The sequence below is a fragment of the Polaromonas sp. genome (assembly GCF_029945925.1).
GTDB lineage: Bacteria > Pseudomonadota > Gammaproteobacteria > Burkholderiales > Burkholderiaceae_C > Polaromonas.
This window is the reverse complement of sequence record NZ_JAQSDN010000040.1, coordinates 146,159-166,209: the sequence shown is the minus strand read 5'-3', so window position 1 is coordinate 166,209 and position 20,051 is coordinate 146,159. Positions and strand designations below refer to the sequence as shown.

Genomic DNA, 20,051 nt, shown 5'->3' with positions numbered 1-20,051 from the left:
AGAAGTTCTGCGCCGCAAGGGTGGTGCGATCAGTTAAAGTGCCTGCATGCGTGCCGCCGTGCCTCCCAAACACCCCCCCGAATCCAGCACCCGGTCCGCCGCCCCGGCCGGGCCGCTGGACTGGCGCCGGCTGGTGGAATGGCTCAGTGACGACGGGGTGATCTCGGCGGCCGAGGCGCAACGAACAATCGCACGCTGCTCGCAGGTGCAGAGCGCGCAGCACCCGCTGATCCGGCTGGCCAGCGTCAGCATGACCCGCGTGGCCGACGGCAAGCCGCTCGACATTGAAACCATTGCCCAGTGGCTGGCCGGCCGGGCCGGCCTGGGCTACCTGCGCATCGACCCGCTGAAAGTGGACGTGGGCAAGGTGGCCGACACCATGTCGGCCGTGTATGCCGAACGCCACAAGGTGCTGCCGGTGCAGGTCACCGCGTCCGAGGTGGTGGTGGCGACCGCCGAGCCCTTCGTCACCGACTGGGTCTCCGAGGTCGAGCGCCAGGCCAAGCGTAGTGTGCGCCTGGTGGTGGCCAACCCGCTGGAGATTGCCCGGTACACCGCCGAGTTTTTCGCGCTGGCCAAATCGGTGAAAGCGGCGATGAAGGCCGGCGGCAACGCCGGCGCCGCCAGTTTCGAACAACTGGTGGAGCTGGGAAAAACCAACAAGCAGCTCGATGCCAACGATCAGGGCGTGGTGCAGGTGGTGGACTGGCTCTGGCAATACGCCTTTGACCAGCGCGCCAGCGACATCCACCTTGAGCCGCGGCGCGACCAGGGCGTGATCCGTTTCCGGATTGACGGGGTGTTGCACCCGGTCTACCAGCTGCCCATGGGGGTGCACAACGCGATGACGGCGCGCATCAAGCTGCTGGGCCGCATGGACGTGGTCGAAAAGCGCCGCCCCCAGGACGGGCGCATCAAGACGCGCAATCCGCGCGGCGACGAAATCGAAATGCGGCTTTCCACCTTGCCGACGGCCTTCGGCGAAAAAATGGTGATGCGGATTTTTGACCCCGACACCACCGTCAAGAACCTCGACGCACTGGGCTTTTCCCAGCACGACGCGACGCGCTGGGAGCAACTCGTCAAGCGGCCCTATGGCATCGTGCTGGTGACCGGGCCGACCGGTTCGGGCAAAACCACCACGCTGTATTCGACGCTCAAACGCATTGCCACCGAAGAGGTCAACGTCAGCACCATCGAAGACCCGATCGAGATGATCGAGCCGGCCTTCAACCAGACCCAGGTGCAGGCGCACCTCGATTTCGATTTCCCCGAAGGCCTGCGCGCGCTGATGCGGCAGGACCCGGACATCATCATGATCGGCGAGATCCGCGACCTGCAGACTGCGGAGATGGCGGTGCAGGCCGCGCTGACCGGCCACCTGGTCTTCAGCACCTTGCACACCAACGACGCGCCTTCGGCGGTGTCGCGCCTGATGGAGCTCGGTGTGCCATCCTATTTGATCAATGCCACCTTGCTGGGTGTCCTGGCGCAGCGCCTGGTGCGCACGCTGTGCCCGCAGTGCCGCGAAAAAGACGAAGGCAGTTCGCGCGAAACGCTCACCGAAATCGTCAAGCCCTGGCAGATCAACGGTGCCTACCAGCCTTATAAGCCGGCCGGCTGTGTCGATTGCCGCATGACCGGTTTTCTGGGCCGCATGGGGCTGTATGAACTGCTGACGGTGACCGAAGCCTTCAAGGACAAGGTCACCAAAGAGCCCAGCATTGACGCGTTGCGGCGCCAGGCCGTGGCCGACGGCATGCGGCCGCTGCGGCTGGCGGGCGCGCTCAAGGTGGCGGAGGGCCTGACCACCATCGAGGAAATCCTTTCCACGACACCGCCGATGTCCTGAACCCTGTCCCGGCCGGGACAGGCGGCTTTTTCTGCCCCTTTTTTGCGTAAGTGAAAGCCACATCCCCTTCAGGGGCAATTGCATGCACAATCCACCGATTCATTCTTTAGTTAGAGGAGACAAACCGTGAATATCAAGAGTCAAAAAGACTTTTTTTGCGGCCTGATGTTCATGGCCGTCGGAGGCGCATTCGCATGGGGCGCCAGTACTTACAACGTGGGTACGGGCGCGCGCATGGGCCCCGGCTACTTCCCTCTGATGCTGGGTGTGTTGCTGGCCGTCATTGGCGCCGCGATCACCTTCACCGCGCTGGTGGTTGAAACGGAGGGCGGTGGCAAGATCGGCAAGATTGCCTGGAAGCCGCTGATCTTCGTGATTTCCGCCAACGTTATTTTCGGCATCCTGCTGGCGGGCCTGCCCGCCATCAAGTTCCCGGCCTTCGGCATGATTGTGGCGATTTACGCCCTGACCTTTGTTGCCAGCATGGCGGAAGCCGGCTGGAAATTCAAGACCACCCTCATCCTCGCTACGGTGCTGGCCGTCGGCAGCTACATCGCCTTTGTTCTGGCGCTGAAACTGCAGTTCCCGGTGTGGCCGTCCTTCATCACCGGCTAAGGAAAATAAAATGGATCTGATTGCAAATTTGTCCTTGGGTTTTAGCGTGGCATTCACGCCGATCAACCTGATGTACGCCTTTTTTGGCTGCGTGCTGGGGACGCTGATTGGCGTGCTGCCGGGCATCGGCCCTGTGGCCACCATCGCAATGCTGCTGCCGGCCACCTACGCGCTGCCACCGGTTTCCGCGCTGATCATGCTGGCCGGCATTTATTACGGCTCCCAGTACGGTGGTTCGACCACCGCCATCCTGGTGAACCTGCCCGGTGAGTCGTCGTCCGTGGTGACCTGTATCGACGGTTACCAGATGGCCAGGAAGGGGCGCGCGGGGCCGGCGCTGGCCGCCGCCGGACTCGGTTCATTTTTTGCCGGCAGCGTGGGCACGCTGATCATCGCGGCCTTCGCGCCGCCGTTGACCGAACTGGCCTTCAAGTTCGGCCCGGCAGAATACTTTGCCCTGATGGTGCTGGGCCTGATCGGCGCCGTGGTGCTGGCTTCCGGCTCGTTGCTCAAGGCGGTCGGCATGATTGTGCTGGGTCTGCTGCTGGGCCTGATCGGCACCGACGTGAACTCCGGCGTCGCACGTTTCAGCTTTGATGTGCCTGAACTGACCGACGGCATCGGTTTTGTCGTGATCGCCATGGGCGTGTTTGGCTACGGTGAAATCATCAGTAACCTGTCCCAGCCCGAGCATGAACGCGAGGTCTTCACCGCCAAGGTGTCCGGCCTGTTCCCGACCAAGCAGGATTTCAAGGACATGGCCCCGGCCGTGTTGCGTGGTACGGCCCTGGGTTCGGCCCTCGGCATCCTGCCTGGTGGCGGCGCCTTGCTGTCGGCTTTTGCCGCCTACACCCTTGAGAAGAAGATCAAGGGCCGTCCTGGTGAAGTGCCATTCGGCCAGGGCAATATCCGCGGTGTGGCCGCCCCTGAATCTGCCAACAACGCAGGCTCGCAGACGTCGTTCATCCCGCTTCTGACGCTGGGCATTCCGCCCAACGCCGTGATGGCGCTGATGGTGGGCGCGATGACGATCCACAACATCCAGCCCGGCCCCCAGGTCATGACCAGCAATCCCGAGTTGTTCTGGGGCCTGATTGCCTCGATGTGGATCGGCAATGCCATGCTGGTGATCCTGAACCTGCCGCTGATCGGCATCTGGATCAAGCTGCTGACCATCCCCTACCGCTTGCTGTTCCCGGCGATTGTGCTGTTCTGCGCGATTGGTGTTTATTCGACCAACAACAACACCTGGGACATCTGGATGGTGGCGATTTTCGGTGTGATTGGTTATGTTTTCATCAAGCTCGGAGCTGAACCTGCGCCGCTGCTGCTGGGTTTCATCTTGGGCCCCATGATGGAAGAGAACCTGCGCCGTGCGCTGCTGCTCTCGCGCGGCGACTGGAGCGTGTTTGTGACGCGTCCGCTGTCTGCCGGCCTGCTTGCCGCCGGGGCGCTGCTGCTGGTGATCGTGTTGTTGCCTTCGGTGAAAAGCAAACGCGAAGAGGCTTTTGTGGAAGAGTGACGCTTCGATGAAGTACAGCAAAAAGGCACCTTCGGGTGCCTTTTTTTCAGGTCAAACAGTTCAAACCCTGTCAGCCGAAAAACCGTTGCACAATGGCGAAATGAAACTTAGACATATCATTTTCATGACGGTGGCCGGTGTTGCGGTGGCCGCCGCCTTGCCCGCCGCGGCGCAGACTTCTGCAGCGGCTCCTGGAGCGGCTTACCCCGCGCGACCGATCCGCATGATCGTGCCTTTCCCGGCGGGCGGAGCGACTGACATCCTGGCGCGTGCGCTGTCGCAGAAGCTCGGTGAAAAAATCGGCCAGACCGTGGTGGTCGACAACCGGCCGGGCGCCGGCGGGACCATAGGCGCCGATGCTGCGTCCAAGGCCACGCCCGATGGCTACACGTTGCTGCTGGCGACCTCGAGCACCCACAGCATCGGGCCGGCCATCAACCCGAAAATCCCCTACAACGCCGAGACGGATTTCACGCCGATCGCCTACGTCGCCAGTTCGCCCAACGTCGTGCTGGTGCCCAACTCCTCGCCGGCCAGGACCATGCAGGAGTTCATCGCCCATGCGCGAAAAAATCCGGGGCGGCTGAACTACGCGTCCAGCGGCAACGGCACCATCGTGCACCTGACCACCGAGTACTTCAAGGCGCAGTCCGGCACCTTCATTCTTCACATCCCTTACCGCGGCACGGCGCTGGCCATGCCGGACCTGATCAGCGGAAAGCTAGATGTGCTGTTCGACTCCTTTGTGACCGGCATGCCGCACGTCAAGGATGGCAAGCTGCGCGCCCTGGCGGTGACCACCCTCAAGCGCACCGCGCTCGCGCCTGATCTGCCAACGGTGTCCGAGATCCTGCCGGGCTTCGAGTCGGTGACCTGGTTTGGCGTGTACGGCCCCAAAGGGCTGAATGCCGAACTGACGGCCCGGGTGAACCAGGCGCTCAATGCGGCACTGGCCGACCCCGATGTCAAAGAGCGTTTTGCCCGGCTGGGCGCCGAGCCTACCGGCGGCACGCCGCAGGCTTTTGCGGCGATGGTCAGGACCGACAACGCCAAGTGGAAAAAAATCATTTCCGAACGCAAAATCACCACCGACTGACAGCGTTTCACCGGCGCCAGGGCCTGGCGCCAGCCCTTCCTTTTTCAGAGCCATTCATGAACTTCGACTACAGCAATCCCTACACCTCTACCCGCATCCCCCTGTTTGCCCGCAATGTGGTGTCCACCTCGCACCCGCTGGGCGCGCAGGCGGGGCTGCGCATGCTGCTCAATGGCGGCAACGCGGTGGATGCCGCCATTGCCGCGGCCGCTGCCATGACCATCGTCGAGCCGGTCAGCAACGGTCTGGGCAGTGACGCCTTCTGCATCTTGTGGGACGGCAAGGAGCTGCATGGCCTCAATGCCTCGGGCCGCGCACCGCAGGCCTGGACACCTGACTACTTCAAGCGCAAATACGGCGACGGCGCCGCCACCCCGCCCAAACGCGGCCTTGATTCGGTGACCGTGCCAGGTGCCGTGGCCGGCTGGGTGGCCATGAGCGAACGTTTTGGCCGGCTGCCGTTTGCCGACCTGATGGAGCCCGCGATCGAAATTGCCGAGCGGGGCTACCTGCTGCCGCCGGTGGTTCAGCAGAAGTGGGCGGCCGCTACCAACGAACTGAAATCGATGCCCGGTTTTGCCCAGTCCTTTCTGCCCTGGGGCCGCGCGCCCAATGTGGGCGAGCTGTTCCAGTTCAAGGCCGCCGCCAGGGCGTTGCGGGCGATCGCTCTGAGCAAGGGTGCGGCGTATTACGGCGGCGAGATCGCGCAGGCGATTGAAAAATTCTCTGCACAAAACGGCGGCAGCCTGACGGCCAAAGACTTTGCGTCCTACCAGCCGGAGTGGGTCAAGCCCATCGGCAAGGACTACCGCGGCTACACGCTGCACGAGATTCCGCCGAACGGCCAGGGCATTTCGGCACTGATTGCGCTGGGCATCCTGGACAAGTTCGATGTGGCCGGCTTGGCAGTCGACGGGGTGGATTCGCAGCACCTGCAGATCGAGGCGATGAAGCTGGCGTTTGCCGACGTCTACAAATACGTGGCCGAGCCATCGTCGATGGAGGTGAGCGTCGATCAAATGCTCGACGACAGCTACCTCGCCTCCCGTGCCAAACTCATTGACATGAAAAAAGCGCAGGACTTCGGCGCCGGCAACCCGGTCAAGGGCGGCACCATTTACCTCACCGCGGCCGACGAAGACGGCATGATGGTCAGCTTCATCCAGAGCAACTACATGGGGTTTGGCTCGGGTTGTGTCGAGCCCGAGTTCGGCATCAGCCTGCAAAACCGCGGCCACGCGTTCAGCGTGCAGGCCGGCGCGAACCAGGTGGCGCCGGGCAAGCGGCCTTTCCACACCATCATCCCGGCCTTCCTCACGAAAGACGGGCAACCGGTAATGAGTTATGGCGTGATGGGCGCCAACATGCAGCCGCAGGGCCACATGCAGACGCTGGTGCGCATGCTCGACTACAAACAGAGCCCGCAGGCTGCCTGTGATGCGCCGCGCTGGCGCTACAACGCCGGTTTTGAAATCAATGTCGAAGCGGCGATGAACCAGCAAACCGTGCAGGCCTTGTCGGACCGCGGCCACCGCATGGAAGTCATCAACGACTCCTACCAGGACTTCGGCGCCGGCCAGTTCATCTGCCGCGCCGGCGATCCGAAGGTCGAGGGTTATGTGGCGGCCAGCGACAGCCGGCGCGACGGCCAGGCCGTCGGTTTCTAAAAAATCCACTTGTCCAGAAGTTCAGAGCAAAAAACACTTCCAGCCCAGGACCAACGGGCGCAGACAGCTCCTAAAAGCATAGCGACCGGGTTGCTGCTGGCGACGTTCGGCGCGATCGCCTTCAGCGGCAAGGCGATCATCGTCAAGCTCGCCTACCGCTACGGCGTCGATGCGGTCACGCTGATCATGTACCGCATGCTGTTTGCGCTGCCGATCTTTGCCGTGATGGCCTGGTGGGCCAGCCGGGGCAAGGCGGCCCTGACCCGCAAGGACTGGCTGGGTGTGCTCTGGCTCGGATTCACCGGTTATTACCTGGCGAGTTTCCTGGACTTTGCCGGGCTCGCCTACATCAGCGCCTCGCTCGAGCGGCTGATCCTCTACCTGAACCCCACGCTGGTCTTGCTGCTGGGTCTGGTGCTGTACCGCAGGCGCATCACTTCGCCGCAAATCATGGGCATGGCCATCAGCTACAGCGGCGTGGTGCTGGTCTTCGGCCACGAGATCACCCTGCTGGGGCCGGAGGCCGCCTGGGGCGCGCTGCTGGTCTTTCTCAGCGCCGTCAGTTATGCGCTTTACCTGGTCTATAGCGGCGAGATGGTCAAGCGCCTGGGCGCCTTGCGTCTGGTCGGACTGGCCACCACGGTGGCCTGCCTGTGCTGCATCCTGCAATTCCTGCTGCTCAGGCCACTCAGCGCTGCGGCTGTTGCCCCCGAAGTGCTCTGGCTCTCGGTGCTCAATGCCACGCTGTGCACGGCGGCCCCGGTGCTGATGGTGATGATGGCCATTGAGCGCATAGGCGCCACTATGGCCGCGCAGACCGGCATGGTCGGCCCGATGTCCACCATTTTGATGGGCGTGCTGATTCTCGGGGAGCCGTTCACCGCCTGGGTGGCGGCGGGGACGGTGCTGGTGATTGCGGGGATTTTTGTGTTTTCCCGCGCGGGCAAGTAATCGTCGTGCGGCTTTTTGCATCACGCTCCGTTCCCGGTTCGCTTTTGACAGTAGGAGTGGCTCCCCACTCCCACCCCTATCCCCGTATCCGCTTCCGTATTCGGCCCCCACCCGTCGGGCTGGGCCGAGGAGCGCAGGCAAAAGCGGACAAGGGCTCGCGATTGTCTGAGGCGAAGCCGAGTTCGAGCGAGCTCCCGCTTTTACCAAGCACCGGAGGTTGCCCCGAAGCGCAGCGCAGGGGACCCAGACCATCGGGTCGCCTTCTCTATGCTTACTTTCTCTTGGCCGGCGAAGCAAGAGAAAGTGAGTCGCCCGCCGGGGCAAGACCCGGCTTGTCTGAAGACCCACAGCCGTGCAAGCTCGCAAAGGCTTCGACAGGCTCCGCCAGAACGCTGAAAAATCCGACCTTACTTTTTCGCCGGGACTCGCCGCCCGCTCGACGCGGTGACCGCTGGCACATCGGCACGGCTGGCCGTGCGTGCGGCCGCCAGCCGTTCCATGCGCTGCGCCACAGTGACGGCCTGCTGTCCGCTCAAGCCGTCCATCCGGTTGCCCATGGCCTGCTCCAGCAGGTCCAGCCGCTGCTGCGCCGGCGGGTGGGTGCTCAGGGACAGCGCAAACAGCGGGTTGTCGGGCGTGGCGGTGCGCAGCTGCTGCAACACCGCCACCAGGCCATAGGGGTCAAAACCGGCGCGCGCGGCCAGCGCCACACCGCTGCGGTCGGCATCGAATTCATCGGTCTGGTCCAGTCCGCGTGAATACAGGTCACGCCCCAGGTTGAGAAACTGGGCCGACACCGCGCCCGCCAGTTCGCCCTTGACCTGCGAGCCGATGACCTGCGTCAGCAGGCCGGCCCGCGCGGTTTTGGCAATCGCCTGCAGGTGGTGTCTGGCGGTCACGTGGGTGATTTCATGCGCCAGGATGCCGGCCAGCTCGGCCTCGTCGGCAACACGTTCGACCAATCCCTTGGTCACGAACACATAACCGCCGGGGGCGGCGAAGGCGTTGAAGCCGGCATCGTCCAGCACCACAAAAGTCCAGGGCAGTTGCGGCCGCGAGGACTGCAGGCTGATCCAGCGCCCGAGCTGGTTGACGTAACGCTGCAGCGCCATGTCGGGATGCAGCGGCTTGCTGCCCAGCAGCACGGCGGCCAGCTGGCGGCCGATTTCAATTTCCTTCGGTTCATCAATCTGTTCCAGCGACTGCGACAGCAGGCCGATCAGGTCACCGGCGCGGGACGCCTGGCCAGCGCCGGCCGGCGCGAAGCTGGCGCCCAGCATGTTTCCCAGAACTCCCCCGGGCGAGGTCGGCTGAGCTGGCGCCGGCGCTTCGGCAGGGGCGGCCTGGCGCAGAAAGGAGCCCAGCAGGTTCAGGGCCTTGCCGGCGTCCTGGCCGTGCGCCGGCATGCAGGCCAGACCGGCGGCCAGGGCCAGCGGCAGCAGCCAGGCCGGCTGGGGGGAAAGGTGGGGCAGCTTCATGATCGGATGTCCCGTTCTAGTTGTTGTGATTACCAGTGGGGCCGGCGTTTTGCAGCGGCGCCGGCGCCGGGTCGGGCAGGGCGTCCACCGGCCGGCTGCTGAGTGCTGCCGCGCTGGCGAACTGGCGGGCCTGGTCGGCATCCATGCGCAGCGTATCGGCTTGCGCCACCGCCGCCATGTTGGGTTGCGCGCGCGCCAGGTCTTCCGCGCCCAGCCCGCGTATGCCCACGGTGGACGTGGCGGTGGTGGTTGCGCCCTGGGCGCTGCCCTTGTTGAAGAAGCTGGTCAGGCCGCGCAGCGCATTGGCGCCGGCGCTGGGTGCCGCGCCGCTGCTGGCCGGGGCCACGTCGAACATGTGAACCCAGCCGCTGGCGCCTTCGGCGGTACGCACCTGAATCCACGCGCCCTGGCGCGCACCCGAGCGCGTGACCGGCGTGCGCGCCGCCAGCGGGGCCACGCTGCGCGATGTTTCCCCCGGCGCCTCGCGCAATTCGGCGGCGCGCTTGACCAGCACCGCCTCGGTCTGTGCATGGGCCAGGGCGCTGCCCAGCAGGAGGACGCAAGAGCCCAGCCAGTGAACACGCCTGGATTTACTCAGTATCATGGCCCATCAACTTTCAACGAAGAAGCGGAAATTATTATGGATTTAGGTATTGCAGGCAAATGGGCTTTGGTGTGCGGCGCAAGCAAGGGCCTCGGTCTGGGCTGTGCCCAGGCGCTGGTGCGCGAAGGCGTGAACGTGCTGATCGTCGCGCGCGGCGCCGGGGTGCTGGAGGCGACTGCTGCAAAATTGATAGCTGACAGCGCCCGGCCGGCGGCCGCCAGCGTGCAGTTTGTGGCGGCGGACATCACGACCGTGGAAGGCCGCGCGGCGGTTTTCGCGGTGCGCAAGGACTTCGACATCGTGGTGACCAACGCCGGAGGCCCGCCCCCGGGCGACTTCCGCGACTGGGACCGCGACGCCTGGATCAAGGCGGTGGACGCCAACATGCTGACCCCGATCGAGCTGATCAAGGCCACGGTGGATGGCATGGCGGCGCGCGGTTTTGGCCGCATCATCAACATCACCTCCAGCTCGGTGAAGGCGCCGATTGATATTCTGGGATTGAGCAACGGTGCGCGTAGCGGGCTGACGGGTTTTGTCGCCGGCGTGGCGCGCACCAAACTGGCGGCCCAGGGCGTCACGATCAACAACCTGCTGCCAGGCAAGTTCGACACCGACCGCATCGCCACCACCGTGCGTGCCGCCGCTGAAAAGTCCGGCAAGAGTGTCGAAGAGGTTCGCCGCGCGCAGCAGGCCCAGATTCCCGCCGGTCGCTTTGGCACGCCGGACGAGTTCGGTGCGATCTGTGCTTTCCTGTGCAGCACACATGCCGCTTACATGACGGGGCAGAACGTGCTGGCCGATGGAGGGGCATACCCCGGGACTTATTGATCAGCAGAGCGGCGTGCCGTGCCGGCGCATGTCGGTGTTCAGCTCTGCCGGGACTGGCGCCTTCGGCTGGCACGCTCGTCAGCCCGTTGCTTGGGGCAGGCGCTGCAGCCCCCTGACTTGCGAGACGAAAATAACCCACGCCTGCACGGCGAACCCCGCAAGGGCCAGCACCAGGCAGGCCGGTTCGCCCCAGGTCGCGCCGACGAAACCGCCCAGGGCGGCGCCGATGGGCCGGGCTCCTGTATTGGCAGCCAGGAAAATCGCCGACACACGCCCCAGCATGGCACCGGGCGTGACGGTTTGCCGCAAGGTCGTGGACGTGATGGTCCAGACAATCGGGCCGGCGCCGAAAAGAAAAAATGCCAGGCCCGCCAGCACGCCGGACGGAAGGGCAAGTGTGGCGACCATGGTCAGCGCCGCCAGCACCGAGACGGCCGGACCCAGCTGAATCGCCCGGCCGAAGGGCAGCTTCGCAACAACATGCGGGGCCAGCAGCGCGCCCACCACCATGCCGGCCCCATACGCGGCGAGTGTCATGCCCACCGCCGCGGCGCTCAGGCCGAGCAGCCGGATGGCGTAGGGCACGTAGGCGGCCTGCAGGACGAACCAGGAAATGTTCCAGGCCACAGCCGTCAGGAAAATGGGCCGCAGCAGGGCATGGCGCCAGACCCAGTGCGCGCCGTCCCGGATGTCGAGCAGCGGGTGACGCCTGGCCATGGGCGCGCGCGGCGGCTCCACCAGCCGCAGCAGCAGAACCACCGCAGAGACTGACAACACGGCCGCCAGCACAAACGCAGCAGATGCGCCGGCCCAGGCGACCAGGGCGCCGCCCAGCGCGGGCCCGGCGGCAAACGCGGCACTTCGGGCGAGTTCCAGCCGGCCGTTGGCGCGCGCCAGCGCTTCACGCGGCACCAGCGCGGGCACCAGGGCAGGCGCAGCGACGCTGAAGCCCACGGTGCCGACGGCGCCCAGAAAGCCCAGCACGGCCAGCAAGCCGATGGAGAGCTGGTCGGACATCACCGCTGCCAGCAGGCCGAACAAGGCCAGGGCACGCAGGGTTTCGGCCCACACCATCAGGCGGCGCCGCGATGTGCGGTCGGCCAGCAGGCCCAGAGGGATCGACAGCAGCAGGAAGGGCAGGGTCTGGGCGGTCGCCAGCAGCCCGATGTCGCCGGGCCCGGCGCCCAGGACCAGGACGGCGACGATGGGCACCGCCGCCAGGCTCAGTTGCTCGGCCATCTGCGCCGCGAGGTTGGACCCGCTGAGGGCCAGCAGGGAGCGCGGAAGCGGGGGTGTCATGGGGTGCCGGTTCTCCGGAAACACGCATCATGGCCCGGTCTTGCGGCCGCCGCTGGCCATTTGCGGACCTGTCGGCGGGGGAGGGCGCTGCCGGGTGCAGGCTGCGCTCAACGTTATAGTCCAGCCTATGAAAAAGACAGCGTTGATCCTGGTCCTGATGGTGGTGGCGGTTGGTGCTTACCTGAGCTGGTGGCCGGTACCGATAGAGCCTGTCCGCTGGAATGCACGCACGGCCCCTGGCTACACCGGAGCGCACGCGGTCAACAACAAGCTGGCGGGTCTGCAGATGGTTTCGCTGGGTACCGAGGAAGGCCCCGAGCATGTGGTGATGGCCAGGGACGGCAAGCTGTATGTGACCGTGGCCAGCGGCAACATCCTGCGCATGAACCCGGACGGCAGCGCGCAGGAGGTGTTTGCCAACACCGGCGGCAGGGTGCTGGGTTTTGATTTTGACGCCGCCGGCCACCTGATTGCGGCCGATGCGGTCAAGGGCCTGCTGTCCATCAGTCCGGACAAAAAGATCACGCTGCTGACCGACAAGGTCGGGGGCGACCCGATTCGTTATGCGGACGCGGTCATCGTGGCCGGCAACGGGAAAATGTATGTCAGCGACGCCTCCACACGTTTTGCGCCGGCCACCTGGGGCGGCACGTTTGAAGCCAGCGTGCTGGACATTCTCGAGCAATCCTCGACGGGGCGAATCCTGGAATACGATCCGGCGACCCGGGCCACCCGGGTGGTTGCCGAGGGCCTGAGTTTTGCCAACGGCGTTGCCCTGAGTCGGGACGGCCGGTTCCTGTTCGTCAACGAAACCGGCAAGTACCGGGTGTGGAAAATTTCCGTGGACGCCGGCAAGCTGGACGTGGCGCAACCGAATCTGCAGGCCAGCGTGCTGCTGGACAACCTGCCCGGTTATCCCGACAACCTCATGCGCGGCCTGGACGGCAGGATCTGGCTGGGCCTGGCCAAGCCCAGAAACCCGACGATCGACAAACTCGCGGACCAGCCCTTTTTACGCAAGCTCACCCTGCGGCTCCCGCGTGCCATGTGGCCCATTCCGCCCTCGTACGGGCATGTCATGGCGTTCACGGAAGACGGAAAAATCGTCGCCGACCTGCAGGACTCCAGCGGGGCTTACCCGGAAACCACCGGCGTCACGGAAACACCCGACAGGCTTTACATCCAGAGCCTGCATGCGAAAAGCCTGGGCTGGCTGGCGAAGTAGATCGGTCGGCACGGCGCCCCTGCATCTCACGGGCAGGCCGGAGCACTTTGGAGATGCAGGCTTGCACTGTGTATTTCCGCATCCCATGTTCCCGTGATGGCGCTGGCAGTTGTCCGCATCTAAGCTTTCTGACCTGCACGTTGGCCTCGCCCGGGCACGGCTGATTTTCAAATAACGCACCGGGAGAGAAACAATGAAGCATCGGTATCTGCTGGCCCTGGGGCTGGCCTTCCTTGCAACAGGCGCATCAGCGGCCGGCAACCCCGGCCGCAGCGCCATGGACTGTGTTTCCGCATCGCGCGACAAACAGGACATTGTTTTCAGGAACAGCTGCGACTACAAGGTCTTTGTGGTCTGGTGTGGTGAGCAGAAGTACACCAAGAAGAAGTGTGGCGACGGGCCAGCGGGAAACAGTTTTTACACCCACTCAAACAACATCGAAGCAGGCTCAAGCGTACGGGCCAGTGGCATGCAGGAATACCGCTATGCGGCCTGCGAAGGCGGCATTGGCTTCGGCAAGTCCGAGATCAAGGATTCGCCGGACGGCAGTTTTCAGTGTGTCGGCGCAGGTACCGGCAAACAGGCCTCGACCACGAAAGCTGAGGCGTCGCTACCGGCCAGCGTGGCCCATCAACGGCCGGTGGTGCAATCCACGCCAGTGGGCGTCTGGCAGGTGGTCACCGGAGCAGGTGAACGCGCGAGGTTGACCCTCCAGGGGGACGGCGCGGCGAACTATGCGGACAAATATCCGGCGCGCTGGAGCAGGCAGGGCGACAGGATCACTGTCATTGTGTATGCCAATGACGGTGCCATGCAGTCCAACAGGAGTGCAATGACCTATGAACTCGAGATGGCCGGCAGCACCATGACGGGCACCAAGCTCGCGACGCGCATCAACAACCAGGACTTTCCGGCCCTTGCTCTCACGCTTTCGCGACTGAATTAGGCCCCTCGCACCTGGCCTTGCTGCGCCTGACTCAGCGCCTTATCGCCGCGCTGACACCACGATCCCGCCCACGATCAGCGCGAAAGCCAGCCCGTGGTACAGGTGCGGCAGCTCGCCCAGGAAGGCGGCTGACATCAGGGCCGCAAACAGCGGCGTGAGGTTGGCGAAAAAACCCGCCACCGCGGGGCCGGCGCGCTGCACACCCACGCCCCAGCAGCGGTAGGCCAGGATGGCCGGGCCGATGGCGACATACAGCAGCGCGGCGGCCAGCGGCCAGCCCCACTGGATGTGGGCATCGGTCAGGGCCCACTCGCTGGCCGCAAACAGGCCGGACCAGCCCAGCCCGAAAATCATCTGCGCCATCAGGAACGCCGCCCAGTCGTTGCGGATCTCCGGCGGCTCCGCGGGTTTGGCCAGCAGCCAGCTGTAAAACGCCCAGGCCATGGTGGCCAGCAGCACATACAGGTCGCCGGGGACCAGCCGCACCTGGGCCAGCAGCGACCACTGGCCACGCGACAGGACCACCAGCACACCGGCGATCGACAGCAGCGCGCCCATGATCTGCCGCCGCGACACCTTCTGGGAAAAACACAGCCAGCCTATGCCCAGCATCCACACCGGCGTGCTGGCCGCGACCAGTGTCACATTGAGCGGGGTCGATGTCTGCAGCGCCAGGTATTGCAGCGCGTTGTAGGCGCCCACCCCGAGCAGGCCCAGCAGCGCAAAACGCCGCCAGTGGGCCCACAGGCCGCTGCGCCGGCGCAGCACCCAGCCGGCCAGCGGCAGCAGGATCACAAACGCCAGCGCCCAGCGCAGGAAGTTCAGCGTGATCGGCGGCACGAGCTGGTTGACCAGCCGCCCGACCACGGCATTGCCGGCCCAGAGCAGCGGCGGGATGGTCAAGAGCAGGGCGGTGCGAGGGGTCAGGCCGGGTGTCATGCGGCGACTGTACCCAGCACGCCGCGGAATTGCTGAAGAAAGCCTGAACACCAGCCCCGCGCCCGGGCCGGCCGCGTCCGCGGCGAGCAGAGCCCGGAGATTCGTGGCAGGATGCAGGCCGCATTCTTCTTTTCGCATCCCTTCCATCGCCTTCCAAGGAAAAACACCATGGCCCAGACCACCTCGCTCGCCGTCCAGATTGACCAGAACGGCGGACCTGAAGAACTCAAGCTGGTGGAGGTGACAGTCGGCGAACCCGGCCCCGGCGAAATCCGCATCCGTCACAAGGCGGTGGGCCTGAACTACATCGACGTTTACCAGCGCGCCGGCCTGTACAAGCTGCCCATGCCGCTGCAGCTGGGCATGGAAGCGTCGGGCGTGGTCGAGGCCGTCGGCGAAGGTGTCACGCACCTGAAGGCCGGCGACCGCGCGGCGTATGCGAGCCAGCCCCCAGGCAGCTACTGCGAGCTGCGTGTGATGCCCGCCAAGTGTGTCTGCAAGCTGCCCGACGACATTTCCTTCGAGACCGGCGCGGCCATGATGCTCAAGGGCCTGACGGTGCAGTACCTGCTGAACCGCACCCAGCCGCAGGGCGGCTTGCAGGCCGGCGATTTTGTGCTGTTTCACGCCGCGGCCGGCGGTGTCGGCCTGATCGCCTGCCAGTGGGCCAGGGCCATGGGCCTGCAACTCATAGGCACCGCCGGTTCCGACGACAAGTGTGCGCTGGCCAAAGCGCAGGGCGCGGCCTTTGTCATCAATTACGCGAAAGAGGATTTTGTCGCCCGCGTCAAGGAGATCACCGGCGGGCAGGGCGTGAAGGTGGTGTACGACTCGGTCGGCAAGGACACCTTCCTCAAGTCGCTCGACTGCCTGCGCCCGTTTGGCCTGCTGGCCAATTTCGGCAACGCCTCGGGCAAGGTCGAGCCGCTGGACATCGGCCTGCTGGCCGCCAAGGGTTCGCTCTACGTGTCGCGGCCCACGCTGTTCACCCACATTGCCACGCGCGAAAGCACGCAGGACATGGCCGACCAGCTGTTTGCCATGGTCAGCAGCGGCAAGGTGAATATCCAGATTGACCAGCGCTTCCCGCTGGCCCAGGTGCAGCAGGCGCACATCTCCCTGGAAGCGCGCAAGACCACCGGCTGCACCATCCTGACGCTGTGACCGAAGGTGGAGAACCCGCGGGCTTTTGATCTGAACTGGCTGCGCGCCCAGCGCGCAGCCGCCGCCCAGCCGCCCTTGCGCCCGCGCGTGCCGCTGTGGTCCGGTGCCTCGCTGATCGGAACGGTCGAACCTGATTTATTACATCAAATCGACCTCCAGCCCTTACTGGACGGGCGCAAGCAGCTATTAAAAGAAGAGCGCGATGGGCAGCCGGGCTGGCACCTGCTGGGCGATGTGACGGCCGGCCTGAATCGCGTGGCTGCCGCCCTGCAGGCGGCCGACCTCGCTGGCGCCTGGCGCGATGAGCAACTCGCGGTGAACGATCAGCATGGGGTTCGCCTCGGTACGGTGGAGCGCGCGGCGGTCCGGCCGCTGGGCATCACCACCCAGGCTGTGCATCTGGTGGGGCAAACCGTGGACGGCCGCTTCTGGGTGCAGCAACGGGCTTTTGACAAACCCAACGACCCCGGCCTCTGGGACACCCTGATGGGTGGCATGGTGTCCGCCGAAGACACGCTCGCAACAGCGCTGGTGCGCGAGACCTGGGAAGAGGCTGGCCTGACGCTGGACCAGCTGCGGGGCATGGTTCGCGGCGGCCGTGTCGACATCCGCCGTCCCTGCGACGACGGCCGCGGCGCCGGCTACGTGGTCGAACGCATCGACTGGTACCACTGCACCGTGCCGGACGGCGCCACGCCGGTGAACCAGGACGGCGAGGTCGCGTGTTTTGCGCTGATGGACGGCCACGCCTTGCTGCAGAAGATGCGCGGCGGGGAGTTCACGCTCGAAGCGGCATTGATCCAGGCCGCGCTGCTGGCATAAGCACTTCATCAGCGAGGGGACTTCTCCCCTTCAAGCAGGGGCCGCGGGTCCGGCTTTGCCGGCCCGCAGGCGCAGCGCCCCCCCGGGGGGGCAGCGACCCGCGCAGCGGCGGAGCGTGGGGGCCTTAACTTCTGCCGATCTCCGGCCAGCGGTGGTGCAGGTAGAGCCAGGCCAGCAGGCCAATGCTCATCATCAGCAGCGACGTTGCCGCCAGCGCCACGGTGGAGTGCATGATCAGCGGCGCGATCACGCCGGCCACGATGCCGTTGGCGGTCGAGCCGATAAAGGCCTGCAGGGACGACGCCATGCCGCGCCGCTCGGGGTAGAGGTCCAGCACCAGCAGGGTCACCACCGGCACCATCAGGGCCCAGCCGAAGGCGAAGATGGCAATCGGAAACAGCGCCCAGGAGACATGCGCCTTGAACAGCAGGTTGGCCGCCAGGTTGAGCACCGCAATCACCAGCATGATCACAAAGCCGTGGCGGATCTGCTGCTTGGGCGCGACCCTGCCGGCCATGCGGCCGCTGACCCAGGCGCCGGCCATGATGCCCGCAATCGTCAGCACGAAGAACCAGAAAAACTCCGTCGGTGCCAGGCCCAGGTGCGAACCCAGGAATTCGGGTGCAGCCAGCACGTACAGAAACATGCCGTTGAAGGGCACGCCGCTGGCCAGCGCGAGCAGCAGAAAGCGCGCGCTCGAACCGAGCTGCCAGTAGCCGCGCATCAGGTGTTTCACATTGAAGGGCTGGCGCTGCGTGACGTGCAGGGTCTCAGGCAGCAGGCGGTAATTGGCGGTCCACAGCAACACACCGACGCCGGTGAGAAACCAGAAAATCGCGTGCCAGTCGAGATGCACGAACAGCCAGCCGCCGATGATGGGCGCAATCGCCGGTGCCACGCCGAAATAAATCGTCACCTGGCTCATCATTTTTTGCGCCTGCGCCGGCGGAAACATGTCACGGATCACGGCACGCGAGACCACGATGCCGGCGCCGGTGGACAAGCCCTGCAGCGCCCGGAAAAACACCAGCTGCTCAATGCTTTGCGACAACGCACAACCGGCCGAGGCGAGGGTGAACATCGCGATGCCCCACAGCACCACCGGACGACGGCCAAAGCTGTCGGCCAGCGCCCCGTGGAACAGGTTCATGAAGGCAAAGCCGAACAGGTAGGCCGACAGCGTCTGCTGCATCTCGACCGGCGTCGCGCCCAGCGAGCGCGCAATGCCCGAAAACGCCGGGATGTAGGTGTCGATGGAAAACGGCCCCAGCATGCCCAGCAGGGCCAGCAGCACCGCCAGTGCCCAGCGCGGGGCACGCCAGAGCTGGTCAGCGTCGGGGTTCATCGCTGCATGTCCTGCGGGTCAGCGGGAGACGGAGTCACTGAAGGCGCTTTGACGCAGGCGGTTGGGCACCAGGGCGCCGGCCGAGTCGAGGATGGGGTAGGCAATCGAGCAGATGTGCGAGTTGATGCGTTTGAGGTCGCTGATCAAATCGATGTGCAGCGAACTGGTTTCCATGCTCTGCATGGTGCGGTCGGACAGGCGGCCCAGGTGGGTGTTGGCGTAGGCGCGCTCCAGGTCGCGGAAACGCGCTTTTTCCTCCAGCAGCTTTTTGGCATCGCGCACATTGCCGTTCAGGAACACGCTCATGCCCAGGCGCAGGTTGTCGAGCAGGCGCTGGTGCAACTCGCAGATCTCGGCCATGCCGGCTTCCGAGAAGTTGCGGCCCGGCTTGATCTTCTTGTCCTCGATGTCGATCAGCACGCGTTCGATGATGTCGCCGATCTGCTCCATGTTGATGGTGAAGCTGATGATGTCGGTCCAGCGCCGGCTTTCTTCCTCGCCCAGGGCCTCGCGCGAGATCTTGGTCAGGTAGTACTTGATGGCCGAATACAGCTCGTCCACCGTGTCGTCCATCTTGCGCAGGTCTTCGGCCAGCCGCAGGTCGTTGTGACGCATGATTTCCAGCATGCCGATCAGCATGCTTTCCACCACGTCGGCCTGGTGCAGGGCTTCGCGGGCGGCGCACGAGATGGCCAGCGACGGGGTGGACAGGGCCGTCGGGTCCAGGTGGTGTGGCCGGCCGCCGGTGGCACCGCCCTTGGCCGGGCGCGGCAGGAGTTTTTCAACCCAGCGCGCCACCACCTGGGTCCAGGTGATGAACACCAGACCGACCAGACCGACCAGCACGTTGAACATCAGGTGAAACAGCACCACCGTGGTGGCTGCCTCGCCAAGAAAGGGCCGCACATGGCGCAGCCACAGGCCGACAAAGGGCGCGGCGGCGGCGACACCGAGCAGCTTGAAAAGGAAGTTGCCCAGCGGCACCTGCCGCACTTCGATGGCCGACCGGGCCGTGGTCAACATTGCCAGCAGGCCGCTGCCGAGGTTGGCGCCCAGCACCAGCCCCAGCGCCACGTCCAGTGGAATCACGCCCGAGGCTGCCAGGGTGGCCGTCAGCAGCACGATGGCCAGGCTGGAGTAGGACACCACGGCCAGCACCGCGCCGACCGTGATCTCCAGCAGCAGGTCGCTGCTGAGTGTGCCCAGCAGGGCCTTGACGGCCGCGTTCGAGGTCAGCACGGCAGTCGAGTCGGTCACCAGGCGCAGCGCCAGCAGCATCAGGCCCAGGCCGATCAGGACGCGGCCGAAACGTCCGACATTGGTGGTCTGGCGCGAGATGAAAAGCACCACGCCGGTGAAGATGAACAGGGGCGAGAGCCAGGACAGGTCAAACGAGAACACCACGGCCATCAGGCTGGTGCCGATGTCGGCGCCCAGCATCACGGCCAGCGCCAGCGGCAGCGCGATCAGCCCCTGGCCGACAAAGGAGGAAACAATCAGCGAGGTGGCGGTGCTGGACTGAACCAGCGCGGTCACGCCGAGGCCCGACAGGGCGGCAGTGAAGCGGTTGCCTATGCTGCGGGACAGCACGTGGCGTAAATTGGCGCCGAACACGCGCAGGATGCCGGTCCGAACCAGGTGGGTGCCCCAGACCAGCAGTGCGATGGCTGCCAGCAAATTCAACAAATGCTTCAT

At 65.1% G+C, this 20,051-nt stretch carries 17 protein-coding genes; 11 read left to right on the top strand and 6 right to left on the bottom strand.

The annotated features are described in order from the left end of the window. Positions 1-46 precede the first annotated feature (46 nt). The 6 genes from PSV40_RS13145 (at position 47) to PSV40_RS13120 (ending at position 7,703) form a co-directional block, all read left to right on the top strand. The gene (locus PSV40_RS13145; RefSeq protein ID WP_300538249.1) at positions 47-1,852 is read left to right on the top strand and encodes a GspE/PulE family protein; all 1,806 of its coding nucleotides are present in this window, start codon (positions 47-49) and stop codon (positions 1,850-1,852) included. Positions 1,853-1,978: 126 nt separating this feature from the next. Then, positions 1,979-2,467: a tripartite tricarboxylate transporter TctB family protein gene (locus tag PSV40_RS13140; RefSeq protein WP_300538247.1), complete on the top strand. Its 489-nt coding sequence runs from the start codon at positions 1,979-1,981 to the stop codon at positions 2,465-2,467. A gap of 10 nt (positions 2,468-2,477) precedes the next feature. After that, positions 2,478-3,989, top strand: coding sequence for a tripartite tricarboxylate transporter permease (locus PSV40_RS13135; RefSeq protein ID WP_300538244.1), 1,512 nt, complete (start codon positions 2,478-2,480; stop codon positions 3,987-3,989). A 100-nt stretch (positions 3,990-4,089) separates the two neighbouring features. Further along, entirely contained in the window at positions 4,090-5,085 is a 996-nt protein-coding gene (locus PSV40_RS13130; protein ID WP_300538241.1) for a tripartite tricarboxylate transporter substrate binding protein, read from the top strand. A gap of 56 nt (positions 5,086-5,141) precedes the next feature. Beyond that, positions 5,142-6,752: a gamma-glutamyltransferase family protein gene (locus PSV40_RS13125; RefSeq protein WP_300538238.1), complete on the top strand. Its 1,611-nt coding sequence runs from the start codon at positions 5,142-5,144 to the stop codon at positions 6,750-6,752. Positions 6,753-6,830: 78 nt separating this feature from the next. Beyond that, positions 6,831-7,703, top strand: a complete 873-nt coding sequence (locus PSV40_RS13120) for a DMT family transporter (RefSeq protein ID WP_300538324.1) — start codon at positions 6,831-6,833, stop codon at positions 7,701-7,703. Positions 7,704-8,110: 407 nt separating this feature from the next. Here PSV40_RS13120 and PSV40_RS13115 read toward each other — a convergent pair whose 3' ends face one another. Both PSV40_RS13115 and PSV40_RS13110 read right to left on the bottom strand, forming a co-directional pair. Then, positions 8,111-9,181, bottom strand: a complete 1,071-nt coding sequence (locus PSV40_RS13115; RefSeq protein WP_300538236.1) for a M48 family metalloprotease — start codon at positions 9,179-9,181, stop codon at positions 8,111-8,113. A gap of 16 nt (positions 9,182-9,197) precedes the next feature. Continuing rightward, complete coding sequence (locus PSV40_RS13110) at positions 9,198-9,785, bottom strand: SH3 domain-containing protein (protein ID WP_300538234.1); 588 nt, start codon at positions 9,783-9,785, stop codon at positions 9,198-9,200. 36 nt (positions 9,786-9,821) lie between these two features. On the opposite strand from PSV40_RS13110, the gene PSV40_RS13105 reads away from it, so the two are divergent. Then, positions 9,822-10,616, top strand: a complete 795-nt coding sequence (locus tag PSV40_RS13105) for an SDR family oxidoreductase (RefSeq protein WP_300538231.1) — start codon at positions 9,822-9,824, stop codon at positions 10,614-10,616. A 78-nt stretch (positions 10,617-10,694) separates the two neighbouring features. Here the strand turns inward: PSV40_RS13105 and PSV40_RS13100 are convergent, their stop codons facing one another. After that, positions 10,695-11,915 carry an MFS transporter gene (locus tag PSV40_RS13100; protein ID WP_300538229.1) on the bottom strand — a complete coding sequence of 407 codons (1,221 nt, stop codon included), beginning with the start codon at positions 11,913-11,915 and terminating at the stop codon, positions 10,695-10,697. Between the two features lie 127 nt (positions 11,916-12,042). On the opposite strand from PSV40_RS13100, the gene PSV40_RS13095 reads away from it, so the two are divergent. Together PSV40_RS13095 and PSV40_RS13090 are read left to right on the top strand one after the other, a co-directional pair. Continuing rightward, positions 12,043-13,140 carry an SMP-30/gluconolactonase/LRE family protein gene (locus PSV40_RS13095; RefSeq protein ID WP_300538226.1) on the top strand — a complete coding sequence of 366 codons (1,098 nt, stop codon included), beginning with the start codon at positions 12,043-12,045 and terminating at the stop codon, positions 13,138-13,140. Positions 13,141-13,417: 277 nt separating this feature from the next. Then, on the top strand, positions 13,418-14,086 hold the full coding sequence (locus tag PSV40_RS13090) for a hypothetical protein (RefSeq protein WP_300538223.1): 669 nt from the start codon (positions 13,418-13,420) through the stop codon (positions 14,084-14,086). A gap of 39 nt (positions 14,087-14,125) precedes the next feature. On the opposite strand, the gene PSV40_RS13085 is transcribed toward PSV40_RS13090, so the two are convergent. After that, a complete protein-coding gene (locus tag PSV40_RS13085) occupies positions 14,126-15,025 on the bottom strand; it encodes a DMT family transporter (RefSeq protein WP_300538221.1) in 900 nt (299 codons plus the stop codon). 168 nt (positions 15,026-15,193) lie between these two features. On the opposite strand from PSV40_RS13085, the gene PSV40_RS13080 reads away from it, so the two are divergent. Both PSV40_RS13080 and PSV40_RS13075 read left to right on the top strand, forming a co-directional pair. Further along, positions 15,194-16,189, top strand: coding sequence for a quinone oxidoreductase (locus PSV40_RS13080; protein WP_300538218.1), 996 nt, complete (start codon positions 15,194-15,196; stop codon positions 16,187-16,189). 6 nt (positions 16,190-16,195) lie between these two features. Beyond that, positions 16,196-17,011 carry an NUDIX domain-containing protein gene (locus PSV40_RS13075; protein ID WP_300538217.1) on the top strand — a complete coding sequence of 272 codons (816 nt, stop codon included), beginning with the start codon at positions 16,196-16,198 and terminating at the stop codon, positions 17,009-17,011. A gap of 124 nt (positions 17,012-17,135) precedes the next feature. Here the strand turns inward: PSV40_RS13075 and PSV40_RS13070 are convergent, their stop codons facing one another. After that, positions 17,136-18,356 carry a multidrug effflux MFS transporter gene (locus PSV40_RS13070; RefSeq protein ID WP_300538214.1) on the bottom strand — a complete coding sequence of 407 codons (1,221 nt, stop codon included), beginning with the start codon at positions 18,354-18,356 and terminating at the stop codon, positions 17,136-17,138. Between the two features lie 18 nt (positions 18,357-18,374). Continuing rightward, positions 18,375-20,051, bottom strand: a complete 1,677-nt coding sequence (locus PSV40_RS13065; protein ID WP_300538212.1) for a Na/Pi cotransporter family protein — start codon at positions 20,049-20,051, stop codon at positions 18,375-18,377.

Excerpts from the sequence above, each read along its gene's own strand:
- PSV40_RS13145 (WP_300538249.1), top strand. The coding sequence starts at position 47 with ATGCGTGCCGCCGTGCCTCCCAAACACCCCCCCGAATCCAGCACCCGG.
- PSV40_RS13135 (WP_300538244.1), top strand. The coding sequence starts at position 2,478 with ATGGATCTGATTGCAAATTTGTCCTTGGGTTTTAGCGTGGCATTCACG.
- PSV40_RS13130 (WP_300538241.1), top strand. The coding sequence starts at position 4,090 with ATGAAACTTAGACATATCATTTTCATGACGGTGGCCGGTGTTGCGGTG.
- PSV40_RS13125 (WP_300538238.1), top strand. The coding sequence starts at position 5,142 with ATGAACTTCGACTACAGCAATCCCTACACCTCTACCCGCATCCCCCTG.
- PSV40_RS13115 (WP_300538236.1), bottom strand. The coding sequence starts at position 9,181 with ATGAAGCTGCCCCACCTTTCCCCCCAGCCGGCCTGGCTGCTGCCGCTG.
- PSV40_RS13110 (WP_300538234.1), bottom strand. The coding sequence starts at position 9,785 with ATGATACTGAGTAAATCCAGGCGTGTTCACTGGCTGGGCTCTTGCGTC.
- PSV40_RS13105 (WP_300538231.1), top strand. The coding sequence starts at position 9,822 with ATGGATTTAGGTATTGCAGGCAAATGGGCTTTGGTGTGCGGCGCAAGC.
- PSV40_RS13100 (WP_300538229.1), bottom strand. The coding sequence starts at position 11,915 with ATGACACCCCCGCTTCCGCGCTCCCTGCTGGCCCTCAGCGGGTCCAAC.
- PSV40_RS13095 (WP_300538226.1), top strand. The coding sequence starts at position 12,043 with ATGAAAAAGACAGCGTTGATCCTGGTCCTGATGGTGGTGGCGGTTGGT.
- PSV40_RS13090 (WP_300538223.1), top strand. The coding sequence starts at position 13,418 with ATGGACTGTGTTTCCGCATCGCGCGACAAACAGGACATTGTTTTCAGG.
- PSV40_RS13085 (WP_300538221.1), bottom strand. The coding sequence starts at position 15,025 with ATGACACCCGGCCTGACCCCTCGCACCGCCCTGCTCTTGACCATCCCG.
- PSV40_RS13080 (WP_300538218.1), top strand. The coding sequence starts at position 15,194 with ATGGCCCAGACCACCTCGCTCGCCGTCCAGATTGACCAGAACGGCGGA.
- PSV40_RS13070 (WP_300538214.1), bottom strand. The coding sequence starts at position 18,356 with ATGAACCCCGACGCTGACCAGCTCTGGCGTGCCCCGCGCTGGGCACTG.
- PSV40_RS13065 (WP_300538212.1), bottom strand. The coding sequence starts at position 20,051 with ATGAAGCATTTGTTGAATTTGCTGGCAGCCATCGCACTGCTGGTCTGG.